Source organism: Rhizobium sp. CB3171 (assembly GCF_029714265.1).
Taxonomy (GTDB): Bacteria; Pseudomonadota; Alphaproteobacteria; order Rhizobiales; family Rhizobiaceae; genus Rhizobium.
In genome coordinates, this window is sequence record NZ_CP121653.1 from 12961 (window position 1) to 31467 (window position 18507).

Annotated in this window: 17 protein-coding genes; 4 read left to right on the plus strand and 13 right to left on the minus strand. The window is 59.5% G+C overall.

The window, feature by feature from the left end:
* Window positions 1-6 precede the first annotated feature (6 nt).
* From QA648_RS19365 to QA648_RS19375, 3 genes are all read right to left on the minus strand, one after another.
* Window positions 7-1101, minus strand: a complete 1095-nt coding sequence (locus QA648_RS19365) for an LLM class flavin-dependent oxidoreductase (protein WP_283053006.1) — start codon at window positions 1099-1101, stop codon at window positions 7-9.
* A gap of 149 nt (window positions 1102-1250) precedes the next feature.
* Complete coding sequence (locus QA648_RS19370) at window positions 1251-3134, minus strand: MFS transporter (RefSeq protein ID WP_283053008.1); 1884 nt, start codon at window positions 3132-3134, stop codon at window positions 1251-1253.
* A 143-nt stretch (window positions 3135-3277) separates the two neighbouring features.
* On the minus strand, window positions 3278-3436 hold the full coding sequence (locus tag QA648_RS19375; RefSeq protein ID WP_283053010.1) for a hypothetical protein: 159 nt from the start codon (window positions 3434-3436) through the stop codon (window positions 3278-3280).
* Between the two features lie 226 nt (window positions 3437-3662).
* On the opposite strand from QA648_RS19375, the gene QA648_RS19380 reads away from it, so the two are divergent.
* A complete protein-coding gene (locus QA648_RS19380) occupies window positions 3663-4892 on the plus strand; it encodes an ATP-binding protein (RefSeq protein WP_283054324.1) in 1230 nt (409 codons plus the stop codon).
* Between the two features lie 35 nt (window positions 4893-4927).
* Here QA648_RS19380 and QA648_RS19385 read toward each other — a convergent pair whose 3' ends face one another.
* The 9 genes from QA648_RS19385 to QA648_RS19425 form a co-directional block, all read right to left on the minus strand.
* Window positions 4928-6127, minus strand: coding sequence for an MFS transporter (locus QA648_RS19385; protein WP_283053012.1), 1200 nt, complete (start codon window positions 6125-6127; stop codon window positions 4928-4930).
* Between the two features lie 277 nt (window positions 6128-6404).
* Window positions 6405-6770: a hypothetical protein gene (locus QA648_RS19390; RefSeq protein ID WP_283053013.1), complete on the minus strand. Its 366-nt coding sequence runs from the start codon at window positions 6768-6770 to the stop codon at window positions 6405-6407.
* 150 nt (window positions 6771-6920) lie between these two features.
* Window positions 6921-7877, minus strand: a complete 957-nt coding sequence (locus QA648_RS19395) for a trypsin-like peptidase domain-containing protein (RefSeq protein ID WP_283053015.1) — start codon at window positions 7875-7877, stop codon at window positions 6921-6923.
* A 247-nt stretch (window positions 7878-8124) separates the two neighbouring features.
* Window positions 8125-8541: an organic hydroperoxide resistance protein gene (locus QA648_RS19400; RefSeq protein ID WP_104827810.1), complete on the minus strand. Its 417-nt coding sequence runs from the start codon at window positions 8539-8541 to the stop codon at window positions 8125-8127.
* Window positions 8542-8823: 282 nt separating this feature from the next.
* On the minus strand, window positions 8824-9561 hold the full coding sequence (gene msrA / locus QA648_RS19405; RefSeq protein ID WP_245464214.1) for a peptide-methionine (S)-S-oxide reductase MsrA: 738 nt from the start codon (window positions 9559-9561) through the stop codon (window positions 8824-8826).
* 11 nt (window positions 9562-9572) lie between these two features.
* Complete coding sequence (locus tag QA648_RS19410) at window positions 9573-11339, minus strand: cytochrome c biogenesis protein DipZ (RefSeq protein ID WP_283053018.1); 1767 nt, start codon at window positions 11337-11339, stop codon at window positions 9573-9575.
* A gap of 182 nt (window positions 11340-11521) precedes the next feature.
* Window positions 11522-12844 (minus strand): ATP-binding protein, encoded by a 1323-nt coding sequence (locus QA648_RS19415; protein WP_283053020.1) that lies wholly within the window; start codon window positions 12842-12844, stop codon window positions 11522-11524.
* Window positions 12841-13581 (minus strand): response regulator, encoded by a 741-nt coding sequence (locus tag QA648_RS19420; RefSeq protein WP_104827811.1) that lies wholly within the window; start codon window positions 13579-13581, stop codon window positions 12841-12843. Before QA648_RS19420 ends, QA648_RS19415 begins: the two co-directional genes overlap by 4 nt.
* 124 nt (window positions 13582-13705) lie before the next feature.
* The gene (locus tag QA648_RS19425; RefSeq protein ID WP_283053021.1) at window positions 13706-14758 is read right to left on the minus strand and encodes an alpha/beta hydrolase; all 1053 of its coding nucleotides are present in this window, start codon (window positions 14756-14758) and stop codon (window positions 13706-13708) included.
* Window positions 14759-15157: 399 nt separating this feature from the next.
* Here QA648_RS19425 and repA point away from each other — a divergent pair, with 399 nt between their 5' ends.
* The 3 genes from repA (at window position 15158) to QA648_RS19440 (ending at window position 17789) form a co-directional block, all read left to right on the plus strand.
* Window positions 15158-16333: a plasmid partitioning protein RepA gene (gene repA, locus QA648_RS19430; RefSeq protein WP_283053023.1), complete on the plus strand. Its 1176-nt coding sequence runs from the start codon at window positions 15158-15160 to the stop codon at window positions 16331-16333.
* Window positions 16330-17355 carry a plasmid partitioning protein RepB gene (gene repB / locus QA648_RS19435; RefSeq protein WP_283053024.1) on the plus strand — a complete coding sequence of 342 codons (1026 nt, stop codon included), beginning with the start codon at window positions 16330-16332 and terminating at the stop codon, window positions 17353-17355. The genes repA and repB overlap by 4 nt, the downstream gene beginning before the upstream one ends.
* 83 nt (window positions 17356-17438) lie before the next feature.
* Window positions 17439-17789 (plus strand): hypothetical protein, encoded by a 351-nt coding sequence (locus QA648_RS19440; protein WP_104825970.1) that lies wholly within the window; start codon window positions 17439-17441, stop codon window positions 17787-17789.
* A gap of 42 nt (window positions 17790-17831) precedes the next feature.
* Here QA648_RS19440 and QA648_RS19445 read toward each other — a convergent pair whose 3' ends face one another.
* A complete protein-coding gene (locus QA648_RS19445) occupies window positions 17832-18428 on the minus strand; it encodes a hypothetical protein (RefSeq protein ID WP_245464138.1) in 597 nt (198 codons plus the stop codon).
* Window positions 18429-18507 lie beyond the last annotated feature (79 nt).

An 18507-nucleotide genomic window follows, 5' to 3' on the forward strand; every position in this document is an offset into this window, starting at 1 on the left:
TTTCCTTCATTCGACTCGAAGTCCCGCCTTTTTCAGAAGCGGGATGACCCGATCGCAAAAATAGGGCAGTTCCTGCGTATAGTTGACGAAGGACAGAGCTATGCCGGCATAGCCCTCAGCGGATATGGCGATCATATCCTCGACGATCTTTTCCGGCGTGCCGATCAAAGGATAGCTGCCCGCGCCGCCGGCAAAGCGCTGGCGGTATCGGTCATAGGCATCGCGGTCGTGCGATTGCGAGAATTCCTTCTTGCCGGCCATATGCTGATCGACGGCGGCGTGGTCGGCCATGGTGACGGCGTAGCGGGTGTAATAGTCCTCCGCCTCCTGCTGCGTCTGGCGGCAGACGACGTGGCAAACGGTGTAGACGCCGACATCCCTGCCCTTTCTCTCCGCCCTTTCGCGGATATCGATGACATGTTTTCCGGCATCCGCGATCTCGGTGAAGGTGGTGAAGAGATAGTCGCAGCTCGCCGCCGCAAAATCGCGGCCCGGACCGCCGAAAGCGGCGTTCATCGTCACCGGTCGCGGCGCCTGCAGACTTGCCGGCCGGCTCACGGCTTCCTTCAGCGTGTAATAGGTGCCGGCATAGTCGACTGGATCGTCGGAGGCGTAGACCTTTTCAAGGATCTCCAGCCATTCCGCCGCCTGGTCGTAGCCCTTCTCGACCAGGGGAATGCCGAACATGCCGAATTCCTTGGGGTTCCAGCCGCAGACAATGTTGAGGCCGGCTCGCCCCTGGCTGACATGATCGACCGTCGCCAGCGACTTGGCGGCATAAAGCGGATGAACCAGCGGCACATGCACCGTCATAAACAGGCCGATCTTCTCGGTCGCCGCCGCCAGCGCCGCCGCCCAGGTGAAGGTCTCGAACGACCACTCGCGCACTCGGTTCTTACCGCCGAAGCCGCGCCAGCGGGCAATCGGCAGAAAAAATTCCAGCCCGGCGCGGTCGGCGATCTGCGCGGCGGTCAGATTGTCCTGCCAGCCAGCGGCCCAGCGTTCCGGCACATCGGTGATCGCCAGCCCGCCATCGGCATTGGCGGAGAATACGCCAAGCTTCAGCCGGTTCGGGCCTTTCTGCGGATGCGGCTTGATCATTTTTCCCTCTTCATTTTCGTCTTCGGCGGGCAAGACGGATGGCGGGTAGAACAGGACTTGCCCAAACATTGCCAATCGTGAAAGTGCCGGACGTCCGGCACAAAAAAGCCCGGCGCGATATCGTTTCGCGCCGGGCTTTTCATATGTTGCTACTTGATGGCGTTGAGATCAATGCCCTTGGTGTCGCGGATAAAGATGAGGCCGATGACAAGGCTCATCGCGGCAACCGCGATCGGATACCAGAGACCATAATAGATATCGCCTGTGGCAGCACTCATTGCAAAGACCGTTGCCGGAAGCAGGCCGCCGAACCAACCATTGCCGATATGATAGGGCAAGGACATGCCGGTATAGCGGATGCGGGTCGGAAACATCTCAACCAATATCGCGGCAATGGGACCATAGACCATGGTCACATAGATGACGAGAATGGTGAGAATGGCGATGGTGAGGGGCCAGTTTACCGCATTGGGATCGGCGACCATCTTGAATGCGCCGCCGTTCGCTATGGTGTAAACCGGCATTTCCGTCGCCCCCGCAGCTTGGTCAGCCGTGAGCAGCTTCGCCTTGACGAGGTCAGCCACCGGCGTGACCGTCTTGTCGCCGGCGCGGATCGTCGTTGCATTGAGGCCGAGTTCAGGATTTGCGGCAATGAAGCCATCCAGCTTCACATCCGGTACTTTGGCGGGATCGCGCGCGAGCGGGAAGCCGGCCTTCTGCAAGGCAAGATTCAGATCATGCGTGAATACTGCGCTCTTTGCCGCAGCGTCCGCGCCGGCGGTGACGGCATTGTACGAGGTGACCGTCGTATCGCCGACCGTCACCGTTGCCGGCTGGCCGGCGGGGCCATCGACGATGGCATAGGGGACGGAGCTCTTCGACAGGAACGAAGTCGCAATGTCGCAGGAGTTGTTGAATTTCGCTGTGCCGACCGGGTTGAACTGGAAGGTGCAATCGTGGGGTGCTGCGGTGACGGTGGCGCGGATCGTCTGCTCCGCCTGGGCGAGAGCCGGGTTTGCCGCGCGGGTCAATGCGTTGAACAGCGGGAAATAGGTCAAGATCGCCAAGGCGAGACCGGCCATGATAATCGGCTTGCGGCCGATCTTGTCGGATAGCCAACCGAACACGACGAAAAAGCCGCTGCCGATCAAGAGCGCTATAGCGATCATGATATTGACGGTTTGGCCATCGACCTTCAGCACGTTCTGAAGGAAGAACAGCGAATAGAACTGGCCCGCATACCAGACGACCGCCTGGCCGGCGGTGAGGCCGAGCAGCGCGAGCAGAGCGATCCTGGCGTTCTTCCACTGGCCAAAAGCCTCAGATAGGGGTGCTTTGGAGCCCTTGCCCTCTTCCTTCATCCTTTGGAAGGCCGGGGATTCACTGAGCGACAGTCGAATCCAAACGGAAATGCCGAGAAGGACGCAGGACAGGATGAAGGGGATACGCCAGCCCCAATCGGCAAAGGCGGTTTTGCCAAGCCAATTCTGCACGACCAGAATGACGATGAGCGACAGGAAGAGCCCGAGCGTTGCCGTCGTCTGGATCCAGGATGTGTAATAGCCGCGCCGGTTGTTGGGCGCATGTTCCGCAACATAGGTCGCCGCGCCGCCATACTCCCCGCCGAGCGCAAGGCCTTGCAACAGGCGCAATCCGATTAGAATGACCGGGGCGATGATGCCCCAACTGGCCGAACCGGGCAGGACGCCGACCAGGAAGGTCGACAGACCCATGATCGTGATCGTGACTAGAAACGTATATTTGCGGCCGACGAGATCGCCGATCCGTCCGAAGACCAGCGCGCCGAACGGCCGGACAAGAAAGCCGGCTGCAAAAGCGAGCAGCGCGAAAATATTGCGGGTCGCCTCCGGATAATCACTGAAAAAGGCCGCACCGATGAATGTGGCCAAGGAACCATAGAGATAGAAATCATACCATTCGAAAACAGTTCCGAGCGAAGATGCAAAGATCACCTTCTTCTCTTCCCTGGTCATACCCCGACCAGAAGTTTCACCTACAGAGGTGCTTACCATTTTTATTCCTCCCAGTTGCACCAAGGACATGGACGGCGGGAGCCATGCCATACCCTCCCATGTTGGCATTGCGCCTGGTTTCCCGGCCTTTCGGCGGCAAACCAGGCGCCGGCGAATGCCTCCGGATTTCCTCCCCCCAGAGATTACGCACCTGATGCCCAGGAGAAGTGTTGACCAAAAATTGAAAAATGCAATGCCAGCAACTTACGTCCGCTGTCTAAAACTGTGTGTAAGGCGGTGAGAGGGACAAGGAAATCCGCGATATCGCTCATTCCTTGGTGGTCGCGGTTGAAGGATACCAAGCGCGATCTCCAAAATCGATATGAGAAGAATGGTTTCCGCAGAAGCTACAGCCTCGGATCGTCGAAATCGCTCAATACGGCTGTCTGTTTCAGTTCCGGATCGGACGACTTTAAAATCCGGATTGGACGGTCTTGAAATCCGGATTAGACGAATATAAAATCCGAATTGGACGAAACAAAAATCCGAATTGAACGGAATATCCTTTTGCTTGAAGAAGAAGCTAGCCTGCCCCTTTATTTTCGAGGGGTAACCAAGCAAATCTCGGCAGCTCTGGCCGATACACCTGTCGTGCTGGTCAACGGTCCGCGACAGTGTGGTAAGACCACGCTGGTACGTAGGCTGATGTCGGTCGATCGGCCTTATTTCACCCTCGACGACGACACCACTCTTGCTTCGATCCGTGCTGATCCGACGGGTTTTGTTCGAGACCTCGACGTCGCGACCATCGATGAGGTACAGCGTGCACCTGACCTTTTGCGGGCTATCAAGCGCTCGGTCGATGACGATCGTCGGCCGGGACGATTCCTGCTCACGGGATCAGCGAATATTCTCACTCTGCCGACCGTAGCGGAGAGCCTCGCCGGACGGATGGAAATCCTAACGCTTTTGCCGCTGGCTCAATCCGAAATCCGTGGCCTCGGGTCAAGTTTCCTCGACAATGCTTTCTCCGGGCGGGCGATCTCTCCACGGTCGTCCATTGTCGGAAAGGAGCTCGTTGAAGCCGTCCTCATTGGCGGCTATCCCGAGATGATCGGACGCAGTGCACCTAATCGACGCGCCGCCTGGGCAAGAGACTATGTCCGGGCCGTCGTAGAGCGCGACGTGCGTGATATCGCCGACATCGAGAGGCTGGGTCAGATGCCGCATCTGCTCCGCGCGCTCGCGCATCACTCCGGGCAACTTGTCAATTTCACTCAGTTGGCCGGGCAGATCGGCCTGGATGATAAAACGGCCAGGCGTTATGTCGGGTTGTTCGAACAACTCTTTCTCACAAGGCGGATCGAGCCATGGTTCCGTAACCAGCTCAAGCGGCTTGTAAAAACGCCAAAGCTGCATTTTTTGGACTCAGGACTGCTCGCCGCCACCTTAGGCGTTACTCCAGACCGGATTGCCACGAACCGCTCTCTCCTTGGTCCGCTGCTTGAAACCTTCGTCTTGAGCGAGGTCCTCAAACTGGCAACATGGTGCGAGACTGCTCCTACCCTGTACCACTATCGTGACAAGGACCAGGACGAGGTTGATATCATTCTTGAAGACAATACCGGCGCTATCGTCGGCATCGAGATTAAGGCCGCGGCCTCCGTCTCGAATGCGGATTTTAAGGGTCTGCGGAAAATTGGGCAGGTGGCAGGTGATGGTTTTCGGCTCGGGCTTGTGCTTTACGATGGAGACAAAGTCTTGCCTTTCGGCGAACGGCTCTACGCGGCCCCCATCTCATGTCTATGGGGGCCGTGATCATTTACGTCACATGCGTTGGCGCTGCCCTCAAACTATGCCGGTTGAAGCCTGACGCGCTGCAATGGTGGAAAGGCGAGTGCGGTGGCGACTGCGCCGAGGCCCACCATGGACGATCCGATGAAGAGCCAGGAATAATTCCCGAACGTATCGAAGATCCAGCCGCCCGCCAGTGGGCCGAATGCCATTCCGATACTCGACAGCATGGTTGCCGCGCCGAAGACAGTGCCGATGACGCGTGGTCCGAAATACTCGCGCGCAAGCACCGCATAGAGGGGCATAACCCCGCCATAGGCGCTGCCGAAGATGACCGCGAGCGCGTAGAATTCGCTAAGCTGGCTGACGAGGAGATAGGTCGCGAGCGCCGCCGCCTGCAGCAGCAGGCCCGCGACCAAGACTGGCTTGACGCCGAGCCTGTCTGCAAGCGTGCCATATAGAAGCCGGCCGCCGAGCCCCGCAAGCCCTTCGACGCTGTAGATGCTCACCGCCGCCATCGGCGCCACGCCGCAGATCGTCGCATAGCTTACCATGTGGAAGATCGGCCCTGAATGCGCCGCGCAGCAGGCAAAGAAGGTTCCGCCGAGAACGAGAAATTGCGGCGATCGGAATATCTGTCCGAGCGGTACGTTGGGGCCTTCGGCCGCGAGATCGGTATCCGGGCCCGCCGCAGCCGCAGGGGCGCGTCGCACGAGCAGTGCCGCCGGCACCAGCAGTATCCAGGCGAGAAAACCGATGAGCATCATGGCCGTCTGCCATTCGTAAGCCGAAATGAGCCAGCGGGCGAATGGTGAAATCGTCATCGGCGCAACCCCCATGCCGGCGGAGACCAGTGAAACGGCGAGGCTGCGGTTTTCATCGAACCATGCGGTCGTGGCCGCGATCATCGGCGCGAAGAATGCGCTGGCGGCGAGGCCGACGAGAATGCCGTAGGTCAATTGAAATTCGAGAAGCGATCCCGCCCGGCTCGCCAGGACAAGCGCGAGGCCTAGCAGGATTGCGCCCGTCAGTACGACAATACGAGGACCGAAGCGATCGCTTGCCGCGCCCCACAGGAAACCGCCGAGACCCATGACCAGGAAATTGAGCGTCATCGCGCTCGCAATGCCGGCATGCGACCAATTAGTGGCGGTAGCGATCGGCACCTGAAAAATAGCCAGTGAAAACATTGCGCCCAGCGCAACACAGGTCATCAGCGCGCCGGCGGCCACGATGACCCAACGATAGGAAATGCCCATATCCGCTCAACCCCATTTTGCACGATCGATCTTGGCATGGACGGCCCCGCTCCGCAGCGCCATCCATTCCCTAAGACGCTCGAGCTGGCGTGATTTCGACATGTCCTATCATTTTTATTCTTGGACGTGCGATGAAGGTTACGGCGGATTCGGTTTCATCGAACAGGTGAACGAAGGGTTCGCGAATGGCAACGGAGATGAGGTCGCCAGCTTTCACGCGGCTGATGCGGCGTTAGGCGATGGTGAAGGGATGCCCGGCTATCGGATCCACCTATTTCTAATTCTCGCGCCGCCACTCCTCCACGCGTTCATCCATATCGATGCTTCCCCTTTCCGTCAGGATGTTCAGGGCGGCGTCGTGCTGCGCCTTGCTCACTTCCTGTACGGTCAGCAGGACGCCCCCGCGCCGGAGCGCCTCCGCATAGTTCTTGCGCTGCTCTTCCGTGAAGAAGAACCCGGTCAGCGCGTCGAGGAAGCCGATATGGTCGATCGGCGGTATGTCGGGCCGGTTTCCCGGTGTCATGGTGATGGCGTCTTTCGGGATGCCGGCCTCGATAAGTTCTTCGGACGCCTTTTCGGCGTCGGACTCGTCGTCAAAAAATGCGCTGAGCGCATGCGAGCCCGGTCTTCCTGCGATTTCCATGGTGTTTCTCCATCGCTATACCTGATGTCATAACGATGGCGGCACTTCACGGTTCCCCGATGTCGCGATGCCCGACGCCCTCGTCACCCGCGCGTCGCGGTGCCGCTCGCACCTGAGCCGCCAATTCGAACGGCCGCTTTCGCCGGATATTTACGACCGGGCAACCGGCAGCAAGTTTCGTTTCTCAATTCGGCCTGCGACAGAGAAGACGAGCAGATCGGTGTTTCGGCCGATTCTCTCGCCGCTCATCAATCTGACGATATCGTCGACACCGCCGACCGGGGTACCGTCGATCGCCAGAATGTAGTCGCCGTCCCGCAAGCCTGCGCGGTCGGCAGGACCGTCGGGTTCCACCCGTCTGACGCGCACCGAGGTTGTCTGGCCGGTGCCAGCTTCAAGGGCGATCCTGCGCGGCAGCTCGATCGTATCGCCGGCGATCCCGATGAAAGCGCGCCGGACCTGGCCATACCGCAGTATTTCCGAAACCACGAAGTTCGCCGTATTGGAGGCCACCGCGAATGCGATGCTCTGCGCGCCCTGGATGACGGCCGTATTGACCCCGATGACCTCGCCGCTCGACGATACCAGCGGCCCGCCGGAATTACCCGGATTGAGCGCGGCGTCGGTCTGAATGACGTCGTCCATGAGCCGCCCGCTCGCGGACCGCATCGAGCGACCGAGTGCCGATACGATCCCGGCGGTCACCGTCCACTCGAAGCCGAGCGGATTGCCGATGGCGATCGCAATATGGCCCCTGCGCAGACGCTTGGAATCCCCGAGCCGGGCCCAGGCGCCGACGCCGGAATTCGCTCGGATGAGAGCGATGTCGGTGTCCACGTCGCGTCCAAGGACGCGACCTTCCGTGATGGAACCGTCAGGTGTGGTGATGCGGACAATCTTGGCATCGTCGACAACATGGTTGTTGGTGACGATCAGCCCGTCCGGCGAGACGGCAAAGCCGGAACCATGCCCGCCCCTGCCGCCAACCCGCTCGATCCGGCTGACCGCCGGGCCGACCGTATCCACTGCCCCAGCTATCGATTGAGAATATGCATCTATCAGTGCCCCGTCGTCCGCGGGCACTATGTCCTTATCTATGAAACCCATCGTTTGATCCTCAAACAGCGGCGCCTATCGCCGCTGCCGTCGGCGATCACAGGGATGCCTGGTTCGCCATGACGCTGTCATTAAGATTAGATGGATGGGCGTCGGCTTGTGTTCAAGTCGGGATGCGAGGCTCTGGCTGCAGAGAGCTTCGATGTCAGGACGACTTATTCAATCGCACGCCGGCTCTCGTGCCGGCGTGCGATGATGATCCCATGAAGGAGGCGCAGCGTCTGTAAGGCGGATTCGCTCAGACCACGTTGATTACGACATCGATATTGCCGCGGGTGGCTTTGGAATAGGGGCAGGTCTGGTGCGCAGCGTCCACGAGGGCCTCTGCGACGTCGCGCTCGACGCCTGGCAGGCTGACGTTGAGACGGGCCTGAAGGAAATAGGCGCCGTCGATGAGGCACAGATCTACCTCGGCGTCGATGGCCGCGTCGGCCGGGACGGCGACCTTCATCTTGCGGGCAGCAAGTCCAATCGCACCTTCGAAGCAGGCTGACCAGCCGGCAGCGAAGAGCTGCTCCGGATTGGTGCCGCTGCCGGAGATGCCAGGAGAGGAAAGCTTGACGTCGAGACGGCCATCGGAGCTGCGCGACGCGCCGTCGCGGCCGCCGGTGGTGTGGGTCTTGCCGGTGTAGAGTACCTTATCGGTCTGGGTCATGATGTCGGTTCCTTTGAAGCGGTTGATAGCGTCCTCTTGGGACGCAATGACTGCTGACCAGCCATTGCCCGCATAAAGCGCTGGTGACGTATCCGGCATGTGTCCTGATTGAGCCGAAGTGTACCGGAGTGTGGGATAGCAGCGGCTGTGTACATTGCCGTACAAGGCAAGCCGGCTGGCACTTCTTGAAATGAAAAACTCCTCCGGCCTGGCGTCAGAGGAGTTTTGTTTCGGCAGACAGTCAGAAGCTTATAAGGCAGAGTAGGCGCTTCGAGGCCTCCGTCAGCCCTGGTTGTCTGAGACCAGAACCGGTTTCTCCCGATAGGTTTGGGGAAAGAGGTTCTTCAGATTGTCGACCTTCGGCTGCTCGTTGATCACGATATAGAGCTGGCCAGGATTGTTGGTCATATAGTTCTGATGGTAGACCTCGGCCTTGTAGAAGGGGTTGCCGGGCTCGACGGCCGTTGCAATCTTCGCCTTGAAGACATGGGCCGTTTCCAACTGAGCGATATAATCCGAGGCGACTTTCCCCTGCTCCGCGTCGGCCGGAAAGATAGCGGAGCGATACTGCGTGCCGCTGTCAGGTCCTTGCCGGTCGATCTGTGTGGGATCGTGCGCGACCGAGAAGTAGATTTGCAGCAGCTTGCCATAGCTGATCTTCTTGGGATCGAAGACGATTTGCACGGCTTCGGCATGGCCCGTGGTTCCGGTTTCCGTCTGCTCGTAGTTCGCGGTCTCCGCACTGCCGCCGGCATAACCGGACGTTGCGCTGATGACGCCGTCGACATGCTGGAACACACCTTGCATGCCCCAGAAACATCCGCCGGCGAACACGGCGGTTTGCTGGCTGGTTGTGTCCGCCACGTCATGAATCGCGGGTGGAACCAGCCGCGGTTCTTCGGCGGCCGATGAATTGGCGAGAAGCGCCGCACTGAGAAAGCCGAGCAGACCTCCGGTAATCAGAAAGGGACGGACGATCCCAAAACGGGTGATAGACTTCGAACGCGTTTTCATCTGCATCATTCCGCTCCTCATCCAAAGGTGAATACGTAGGCTTCTACGCCGGGATCGAGGAAGCGGACCGTGAAAGTCCGTTCCCCGACATCGCCGGGCTGGCGCACGAGCTGATAGAGGCGTGTTTCAGTAACGGTACCGTTGCCTTCGGCGTCGGTGTCGGCGCCGTGGCTTGCACCAGGCGCCTTGCCATCGATCGTCACCTGAAACCGCACGGGCTTGCCGTCAGCGCCGGGGCCCAGAACGAGGTGCAGGTCACGAGCGCTGAATCGATAGGTGACGCTGCCGCCGGCCTTGTTGAGCGTCCCCTGTTCGGGACCGATCGTCCAGTTGCCGGAGAGGCCCCATTCGTTGAGACCGGGTTCGCCTGTCGTGTAGTCCTGGGCGGCATTCCCGCTCAGGCCTTCCGGCGATACGAAGTTCGAAGCCTCCTTATAGCCGATATAGGTCTCGCCGGATTTGATATTGCCGAGATCGGGCGCTGCCTCGGCGCCGGGCGCGTTCGGCCTGACCATATTGTTTTCGGAGACCTGGCTGCCGGCATCGGCCAGCAGTTCCTGAATGATCTTTTCGGAGGTGTCGTATTCCCCCTCCCCGAAAACATGGTGCCTGATCTGCCCCCTGGCATCGACGAAATAGAGAGCCGGCCAATAGCTGTTCTGGAACGCCTGCCAGATCCGGTAATTGTTATCGATGGCGACGGGATAGTCGATCTGGAAGTCCTTGAGGGCTCCCTTGACGTTCTCGATCTTCTTCTCGAAGGCGAATTCTGGCGCATGCACGCCGATCACGACCAGCCCCTGATCCCGGTATTTTTCCGCCCAGGCTTTGATGTAGGGGATGGTGCGGATGCAGTTGATGCAGGAATAGGTCCAGAAATCCACCAGGACGACCTTGCCGCGCAATTGCTCGGCGGTAAGCGGCGGCGAGTTCAGCCACTCGACGGCGCCGTCCAGCGAGGGAAGCCGGCCTTCGACGGGAAGCTTGCTCTTGAAGCGAGGCTTTGCCGCGGCCATCATCGGTGTGTTGCTGGCCACCATCGTCGCTGCCGGCTCCCGGTGATCTGCGTTGAAATTATCGAGAACGGCCTGCTCGAATGTCGAGGTACTGGCATAGGACAGGCGGGCCAGAAATCCCGTGTCGAAGCCAAGCGCAATCGCCGCGACTCCGGCGAGGACCGCCGCGCCGAGCGCCTGGCGAATTCTTTCGCCGGAACCAACCGAGCTTTTCATGGCGGTGAAGACTCGGCCGCCGATCAGAAGCGCGGCGGCGAGCGAGGTTGCCGCACCCGCTGCATAGGCTAGCAGCAGCAATGTCGTGCGGGCATTCGCCCCCTGAAGGGCGGCGCCTGTCAGGATCAAGCCAAAGATAGGGCCGGCACAGGGCGCCCACAGCAACCCGGTTGCGATGCCGAGAACCAGAGAACTCCCAACTGTCGAGCCGGAGCGTTGGCCGGGCGAATTCATCAGCCTGTTTCCCAAGGCGACGATCGGCCGGGTCAGAATGCTCGCTGCTTGCGGCGAGACAAGCGCCACGCCGAAGACGGCGAGCAAGACGATAGCGGCGTAGCGGCCATACTCGTTGGCGCGGACGGCCCAGCCGCCGCCGACGGCCGCAAGGGTTGCGACTGCGGCAAAGGTCATCGCCATGCCGGCAAGCATCGGCAGGCCGCTTTTGACGAAGGGCTGTCCGGCACGGGCAAAGACAAAGGGAAGAACGGGGAGAATACACGGGCTGAGGATTGTCAGCACGCCCCCGAGATAGGCAATGACAAGTAGCGTCATCTTCGTTTCCTTTGAAGGGATTGATCGGGCGCCGAGGCGCAATGGCCGACGAGCAGCCACTGGCCGCATAAGGGGGAGCGGACGTATCCCGCATGTGTCCCGATCGGGCGAAAATGTAACGAAGTGTTTGACGAGGGGGAGCCGCTACGTTCGGATACAAACCGATCGCGGCCCTCCGCTTCTTAGCGGACCGAGATTTCCGCCGACAGCCCGCCGCCCACGCGGTTGCGCAAGGTGAGCGAACCGCCAATCGCAAGGGCGAGTTGGCCGGCAATCGCTAATCCCAAGCCCGTTCCGCCGGTTCCGCGACTGCGGGATTGTTCGAGCCGGAAGAAGGGCTGCATTACGGCGTCGAGCTGATCCTCGGGAATGCCGGGACCGCGGTCGAGCACTTTGATGAGGACTGCCCCGGTACTGTCCTTCTGTACGGAAATCTCCGCGGTGCCCGCGAACTTGAGCGCGTTGTCGATGAGGTTTGTCAGGATTCGTCTCAGAGCATGAGGCCGCGTGACGATTGCGCCATCGATCTTGTCGGCGACCATCACGGCTTTGCCGGTGTCCTGGTAGTCATAGGCAAGGCTCTCGACGAAGGAGCCGATGTCTATGCGGGAGGGTTTCTCGGTATTTCCATGGGCGCTGCGGGCATAGGCCACCCCTTCGTGGACAAGTCGTTCGATTTCGGCGAGATCTTGAACCAGCTTTTCCTTCTCTGCGGAATCTTCCGCGATTTCGGCGCGGAGCTTCATGCGCGTGATGGGCGTTTGAAGATCGTGGGAGATCGCGGCGAGAATCTGCACCCTCTCCTCAAGATAGTGGGCGATGCGATCCCGCATCGCATTGAAGGCGCGGGCGGCATGGGCGACCTCGGTTGGCCCCGCTTCCGCCAGGCGCGGCGTCTTCTTGTTCGGATCAAGAGCGTCGGCGGCATGGGCGAGGTTCACTAGCGGCCGGATCGCTTGCCGGACGACGAGCCAGGTGCAGAAAATGAGAAGACCGAGTTGCACGAGAAGAACGAAAGGCAGCCACTGGGCCAGCGGCATGATGGGTGCGGGATTGACGTCGATCGTCAGCGGATTGCCGTCGCTTAGGGTCAGATGGGCCTGGAGGCGTTTGCCGTCACCCGGTATCGATTCGAAGCGGATGGGGAAACGCTTGCCGACGGCATCCTGTATTTTTCCGGCGATCTGCCTGCCCTGCTCCGTCATATCGGGCACGCCGGGAAGACCTGGCCCGAGGACAAAACGGTAGGTTCCGCGATCGAGGCGGTCCAGCCAATCGGCCCGCTCGGCGGCCGGCAGACGGTCGAGAACGGCGATCGAGGTCCCCACATCGTTCTCTAGTGTGTTGAGCATCACCGTCTTGGCCGATATGTAGCGTTCGAGGAACTGGACGCTGAAGGTAAGCCCCTGCGCCAGCAGCAGCCCGGCGAGAAGGATCAGAAACAGCCTTGATCCCAAGGTACGAGGCCAGGGCCGGAATCCTCGAAACCGCGCGACGGCGCTCATCGGCGCAGCTCGGATATTTCGACCGGCATTGCGAAAACATAGCCTTCGCTGCGGACGGTTTTGATATAGGCAGGCTCGCGCGCATCATCGCCCAGGCGCTGGCGAAGCCGGCTCACCAGCAGGTCGATGGACCGGTCGAACAATTCGGCGTCCCGCCCCTGCGTCAGGTTCAGGAGCTGATCCCGGTTAAGGACGCGTTGCGGATGGTCGATGAAGACACGGAGCAGACGATATTCCGCGCCGCTGAGCGCGATCGCCGTTCCTTCGCGATCGAGCAGATGCCGGCCGGTCGTGTCGAGCTGCCAATCGCCAAAGGACAGGAGCTGACCGACTTCCGTCACCTGAAGATTGGGCGGAAGCATGCGGGTGCGGCGCAGGATTGCCTTGATGCGGGCCAGGAGCTCGCGTGCAGCAAACGGCTTTACCAGATAGTCGTCCGCGCCCATCTCCAGGCCGATGATACGGTCCGTTTCATCGTTGCGTGCGGTCAGCATCAGGATCGGTGTCGACTTGTGCTTGCCGGCGCGCAACTCGCGACAGAGAACCAGGCCGTCATCGCCCGGCATCATCACATCGAGGACGATGAGATCGACGGAGCTTGTTTCCAGAAACGCCCGCATATGCCGGCCGTCCGCGGCGACGGTGACGCGTAGCCCGTTCTTTTTTAGATAGCTCGACACCAGCTCACGGATTTCGCGATCGTCATCAACGATCAGGATGTGGTCGATGTGATCCATCATTGGGTGCCCTCTTCTGTCCGCAACGGCGCAGCAGCAATTTTTGAACGGTAGCTCGATGCCCCTGAACAGAATATTGCCGGCAGCGGTATTCTATACCAGTGCCGGCCCCCTGCTCGGAAGATCAGAATCTGTCGACGTCGATGACCGCCTGGGCGAAAGCTTGCGGGGCCTCCTGCGGCAGGTTGTGGCCGATGCCGCCATCGATGGTCCGATGCTCATACTTGCCCGTAAACTTATTGCGATACGCGGCGGGTTCGGGATGCGGCGCACCGTTCGCATCGCCTTCCATTGTGATGGTGGGCGCACTGATCATCGGAGCCTTTGCCAGCCGCTTTTCCAGATCGTCATATTGCGCCTCGCCTTCCGCGAGGCCCAGTCGCCAGCGATAATTGTGAATGACGATGGCAACGTGATCCGAATTGTCGAAGGATGCGGCGCTGCGTTCGAAGGTCGCGTCGTCGAAGTTCCACTTTGGCGAAGCGATCTGCCAGATAAGCCTGGCAAAGTCGCTCCGATATTTTGCGTAACCCGCCTGCCCGCGCTCCGTGGCAAAATAGTACTGGTACCACCATTGAAGCTCGGCCTTCGGCGGCAGCGGAGTCTTGCCGGCTTCCTGGTTGCCGATCAGATAACCGCTGACGGAAACCATGGCCTTGCAGCGCTCCGGCCACAGCGCCGCGAGAATGTTGACCGTTCGCGCACCCCAATCGAAGCCGCCAAGGATCGCCTTCTGGATTTTCAGGGCATCCATCAAGGCAAGGATATCGACAGCGACGACCGCTTGCTGGCCATTGCGGACCGTATCCTTTGAAAGAAAGCGCGTCGTGCCGTAGCCGCGCAGATAGGGAATGATCACACGATAGCCTTGCTGCGCCAGCAAGGGAGCAACATCGACAAAGGTGTGGATGTCATAAGGCCAGCCATGCAGAAGAATGACCGGCGGACCATCGGCGGGGCCGGCTTCGGCATATCCGATATTCAGCACGCCCGCATCAATCTGCTTGAGAGGACCGAAGGACGTATTCGTCCCCGGCTTAACCGCGGGCAGGGCCGTGGGCTTGGTCTCCGCGGACTGTGCTTGTGCGATTCCGAACATGCCAAGCTGAGCGGCGGCGATGGTCATGGCCGCGGTACCAAAAAAGCGGCGGCGGTGATGGTTGATGTCTTCGGACATTGATCTCTCTCCAGTAGGGCCTTGGGTCGTCATGAAGAAACCGCTTCCATGTATCCGCGATGTGTCGCGATCCCCTCGGGTTTGAATGGGGATGTAACTTTTACCGCTCCGGATACAATTGGTTACAAAGGATGGTGCGCGCGCGCCGTTTAACAGCACTACGCTACCAAGCTCGCCTGCCGCACCGCAATGTTCCCCGTGGGGAACTCCCTTATTTTGACATATCAGGGTAAAAGTTCCCCGCGGGGAACCCGCGCGGTTGCTCCCGCCGATAGAATCGCGCTACCTCTTTATCTACGCAAAATGTGAGTAATATCGGCATTCTGCGTAACTACGAGATCTTTCATTAAACATTTACCATCGAGGCGCTTAGTAAGCCGGCCAAAATGGGAGAGTGCCGTGACACGACATCTGAGCAGCCTCGCCTTCATGCAGACATTCTCTGCGAAACTCGACGTTGCGCTGGGCAATCTTAGCCTCGCGCAATTTCCTCCGAATGCCCGCCGCACGATGCGCAAATTCAGCTCCTCCGAGGTCGCTGAGCTGCTCAACGTTACCGAGGCCTACATTAGGCAGATTTCGCTGAAAGAGCAGGGGCCGTCGCCGGAAGTCGCAAATGGTCGGCGTCTCTACACGATGGAGCAGATCCTCGAGCTCAGGATGCATCTTGCGCAAAATGGCCGGAAGAAGCGGATGAACCCGCGCCGGATAGGCGCCGAACAATGCCAGATCCTGGCGGTCACGAATTTCAAGGGCGGTTCCAGCAAAACATCGACCACGATCCATCTCGGCCATTATCTGGCCTTGAAAGGTTATCGCGTGCTTGCGGTGGATCTCGATCCGCAGGCGTCGTTGACCAGCCTTCACGGAAGCCTGCCCGATTTCGATTACCGCGATGGCGATACGCTCTATTCGGCCATTCGTTTCGAAGATCCCGTGCCCACCGAGCAGGTGATCCATCAGACGCATATTGCCGGCTTCGATGTTATTTGCGCCGGTCTCGAATTGACGGAATTCGAAACGGCCGTCGCTCTGGAAATGCGTAAATCCGCCGGCACGAGCTTCCTGCTACGCGTTTCGCAGGCATTGGAGCAGATCGCGGATCGCTACGACATCATCCTGATGGATTCGGCGCCGTCGCTGAACTTTCTCACCCTGTCGTCCCTCACGGCGGCGACGGGCGTTCTGATCCCTGTTCCCGCCCATATGCTCGATGTCGACTCGACGGCAAAATTCCTCGAGCTTGCCGGATCCTACATGCAGATCCTTGAGCAGGTGGGCACCTCGGCGCAATGGGATTTCGCCAAGTTCCTGATCACCAAATTCGAGCCGAACGATCATCCGCAGGCGAATATGACGGCGCTGATGCGGCAGGTGTTTGGCGACGATCTTCTTTTGAATTCGGTGATCAAGTCAACCGCTGTCGCCGATGCCCTGACTTGGAAGCAGAGCCTTTACGAAGTGCAGCGCGCCAGATTCTCCGCTCCGAAGACCTATGACCGCGCAATTGAATCGATCAATGCCGCGAATGCCGAAATCGAAGAGCTTTTTTGGAGAGCATGGGGGCGCGAATGAGCAGAAAAGATTCCAAAGGCATGTTCGCCAACCTCTTGGTCGGGCTCGGCCAGGAGGCGTCTACGCCGCCGCTGGCGACATCGCCATCGCCGCATCTCCTCAAGGTCGCAGCCGGCGTTCGCCAGCTTCAGGAGCGCGGCGAACTTGCCGATAAGCTGCTACGGAATGCGGATCATATTATCGAACTTGACGTGGACGTGGTTTTGCCGTCGCAGATACGGGATCGGTTCGACGGTGCTTACGAAGCCGACCGGCTCCAGGACCTTGTACAGTCGATGCGTGAGCACGGACAGACCACCCCCGGTCTGGTTCGGCCAGTCGACGGGGAGGGCGGCAAATTTCAGATCGTCTTCGGCCGGCGCCGTCTTGCGGCGGCAAAGCTTCTCGGCATTAAGTTCAGAGCGATCGTCCGTGATCTTTCGGACGAACAGGCGATCGTCATCCAGGGCGAAGAAAATGCCAACCGTGATGACCTGTCCTTTATCGAGAAGTGCGTTTTCGCCCTCAGCCAGGAAGAGGCAGGGTTTAAGCGCGAAGTGATCTGTGCCTCGCTGGCGACCGGAAAGTCGCACGTCTCCGAGATGCTGCAGGTCGCAAGAAGCTTCCCAAAAACCGTGCTAGCGGGTATTGGCTCCGCTCCGGAAACTGGCCGGCGGCGCTGGGCGCAATTGGCGGAGCGTTGGAGTGCAAATGCCGATGCCGCAGGGGTTGCGGAGCGTGTTCTCGCGGAACCGGACATTCAGCCTCTTTCCAGCGATAACAAATTTGCCGCCGTGTTGAATGCGGTCTCTCCTACAAAAAGGGTTGCCCCAGCCCCTGCGGATCTCGTTCAAGACGTCGTTTCCAAGGGGTTGACGCTTGCCGTGGTCAACTACGCCAAGTCGGGAACCAAGCTTACCTTCACGAAAGCCGTGCCCGACGATTTCGTGCAATATCTGCTGAGCCGGATCGAGGGGTTGCACGAAGAATATCTCGGCAAATCCCATAAGGCAGAGAGCCAGAGTAAGCGGGAGGCTCGGTAGGTCTGGACAGAAAGCAGCAGGGGTGCTTGGCTGAACCAACTATCTCGACGACCTGGTCGTCATTGACGGGATCACAAAGCGACATGGCGCCGGAAACGGACGATCAGGAAAAAATCGATTCGACCTTTCGCAACGGATCCTTGACCGCCGTTGGGATTATTGTCGGTTTCTCGTTGAGTTTCATCAATCGCTGGGTTTCCGGTCCGAACGACTGGAGCCGCGTCGATATTCTGCCGATGGCGGTCATGGTCGTCGGCATTGCCGTGCAGGTGAAAGTCTTCGCCGATTTGCTCGCAAGGGATTCGCTGCTGGTCGTCAAATACGACCGCGCCCGCCGTCTTTTTCTAATCGGGGTGCTCATCGTGGCGGCTGGGATCGCAATCGCTCTTGCAAACGACATTCTTGGCATCAGCAGTCAGAAGATGCTTGGTTAGACCGCTTTTCGTTGGCGAAACGACCCCGATCCGCTCACTGTTCTAGATCCGTCGAAGCGCGATATCGCTGGTTATCGCCGATTTTCCGGTTTTCGGATCACGGTCTATCGTTCGCAGATTGAGGCTATTGCCGCCGATTTTTTGTATTAGCATGTTCGCGGACCGGTCGCCGTTGACCTCTTTTGCCCAATGAACGACGAGATCGATGGTATTGCCCTGACGCACTCCAGACAGGCCGGAGCGTCCCCCCGAGGGGCCGACGTAAACGCCGTTGTAGCGCTGGCCGTTCACTCGAAGATCCGCCGAGATCGCACGGCTTACCACGAGTAAAGCCCGACAATTGCCGCGCATGGAAAGCGACGGCGCGCTCGCCGTCACTGCAAATGTACATGTGACGTCGATTGGCGAGGTTCCCAGCCGCCTGATGATGGTTCCCTTGCCACTCCATTTTCCCTGCAGAGATTGAAGGAAACCGCTGTCGTCCGCCGCGGCCAAGCTTGGGAAGAGGCCAATGGATAAGGTCAGGGCGAGCCGCGCGAGGAAAGACACGGCAGACCACCTCAATGTCGAATCTTCGTCAACGCCTGCCCGGCTTGCAAGTTCCAGGAAGCGCCGCGCGATGTTCACGGGTTCTGCCATTGGATAGTCCTCCGTGTCAGGAAAGCGGATCAAGCGGTTCTCGGTGTACCAACGGTCTGTTCTGATGAATTGAAATTGC

Excerpts from the sequence above, each read along its gene's own strand:
- QA648_RS19365 (WP_283053006.1), bottom strand. The coding sequence starts at position 1,101 with ATGATCAAGCCGCATCCGCAGAAAGGCCCGAACCGGCTGAAGCTTGGC.
- QA648_RS19370 (WP_283053008.1), bottom strand. The coding sequence starts at position 3,134 with ATGGTAAGCACCTCTGTAGGTGAAACTTCTGGTCGGGGTATGACCAGG.
- QA648_RS19385 (WP_283053012.1), bottom strand. The coding sequence starts at position 6,127 with ATGGGCATTTCCTATCGTTGGGTCATCGTGGCCGCCGGCGCGCTGATG.
- QA648_RS19390 (WP_283053013.1), bottom strand. The coding sequence starts at position 6,770 with ATGGAAATCGCAGGAAGACCGGGCTCGCATGCGCTCAGCGCATTTTTT.
- QA648_RS19395 (WP_283053015.1), bottom strand. The coding sequence starts at position 7,877 with ATGGGTTTCATAGATAAGGACATAGTGCCCGCGGACGACGGGGCACTG.
- QA648_RS19400 (WP_104827810.1), bottom strand. The coding sequence starts at position 8,541 with ATGACCCAGACCGATAAGGTACTCTACACCGGCAAGACCCACACCACC.
- msrA (WP_245464214.1), bottom strand. The coding sequence starts at position 9,561 with ATGCAGATGAAAACGCGTTCGAAGTCTATCACCCGTTTTGGGATCGTC.
- QA648_RS19410 (WP_283053018.1), bottom strand. The coding sequence starts at position 11,339 with ATGACGCTACTTGTCATTGCCTATCTCGGGGGCGTGCTGACAATCCTC.
- QA648_RS19415 (WP_283053020.1), bottom strand. The coding sequence starts at position 12,844 with ATGAGCGCCGTCGCGCGGTTTCGAGGATTCCGGCCCTGGCCTCGTACC.
- QA648_RS19420 (WP_104827811.1), bottom strand. The coding sequence starts at position 13,581 with ATGGATCACATCGACCACATCCTGATCGTTGATGACGATCGCGAAATC.
- QA648_RS19425 (WP_283053021.1), bottom strand. The coding sequence starts at position 14,758 with ATGTCCGAAGACATCAACCATCACCGCCGCCGCTTTTTTGGTACCGCG.
- repB (WP_283053024.1), top strand. The coding sequence starts at position 16,330 with ATGAGCAGAAAAGATTCCAAAGGCATGTTCGCCAACCTCTTGGTCGGG.
- QA648_RS19440 (WP_104825970.1), top strand. The coding sequence starts at position 17,439 with ATGGCGCCGGAAACGGACGATCAGGAAAAAATCGATTCGACCTTTCGC.
- QA648_RS19445 (WP_245464138.1), bottom strand. The coding sequence starts at position 18,428 with ATGGCAGAACCCGTGAACATCGCGCGGCGCTTCCTGGAACTTGCAAGC.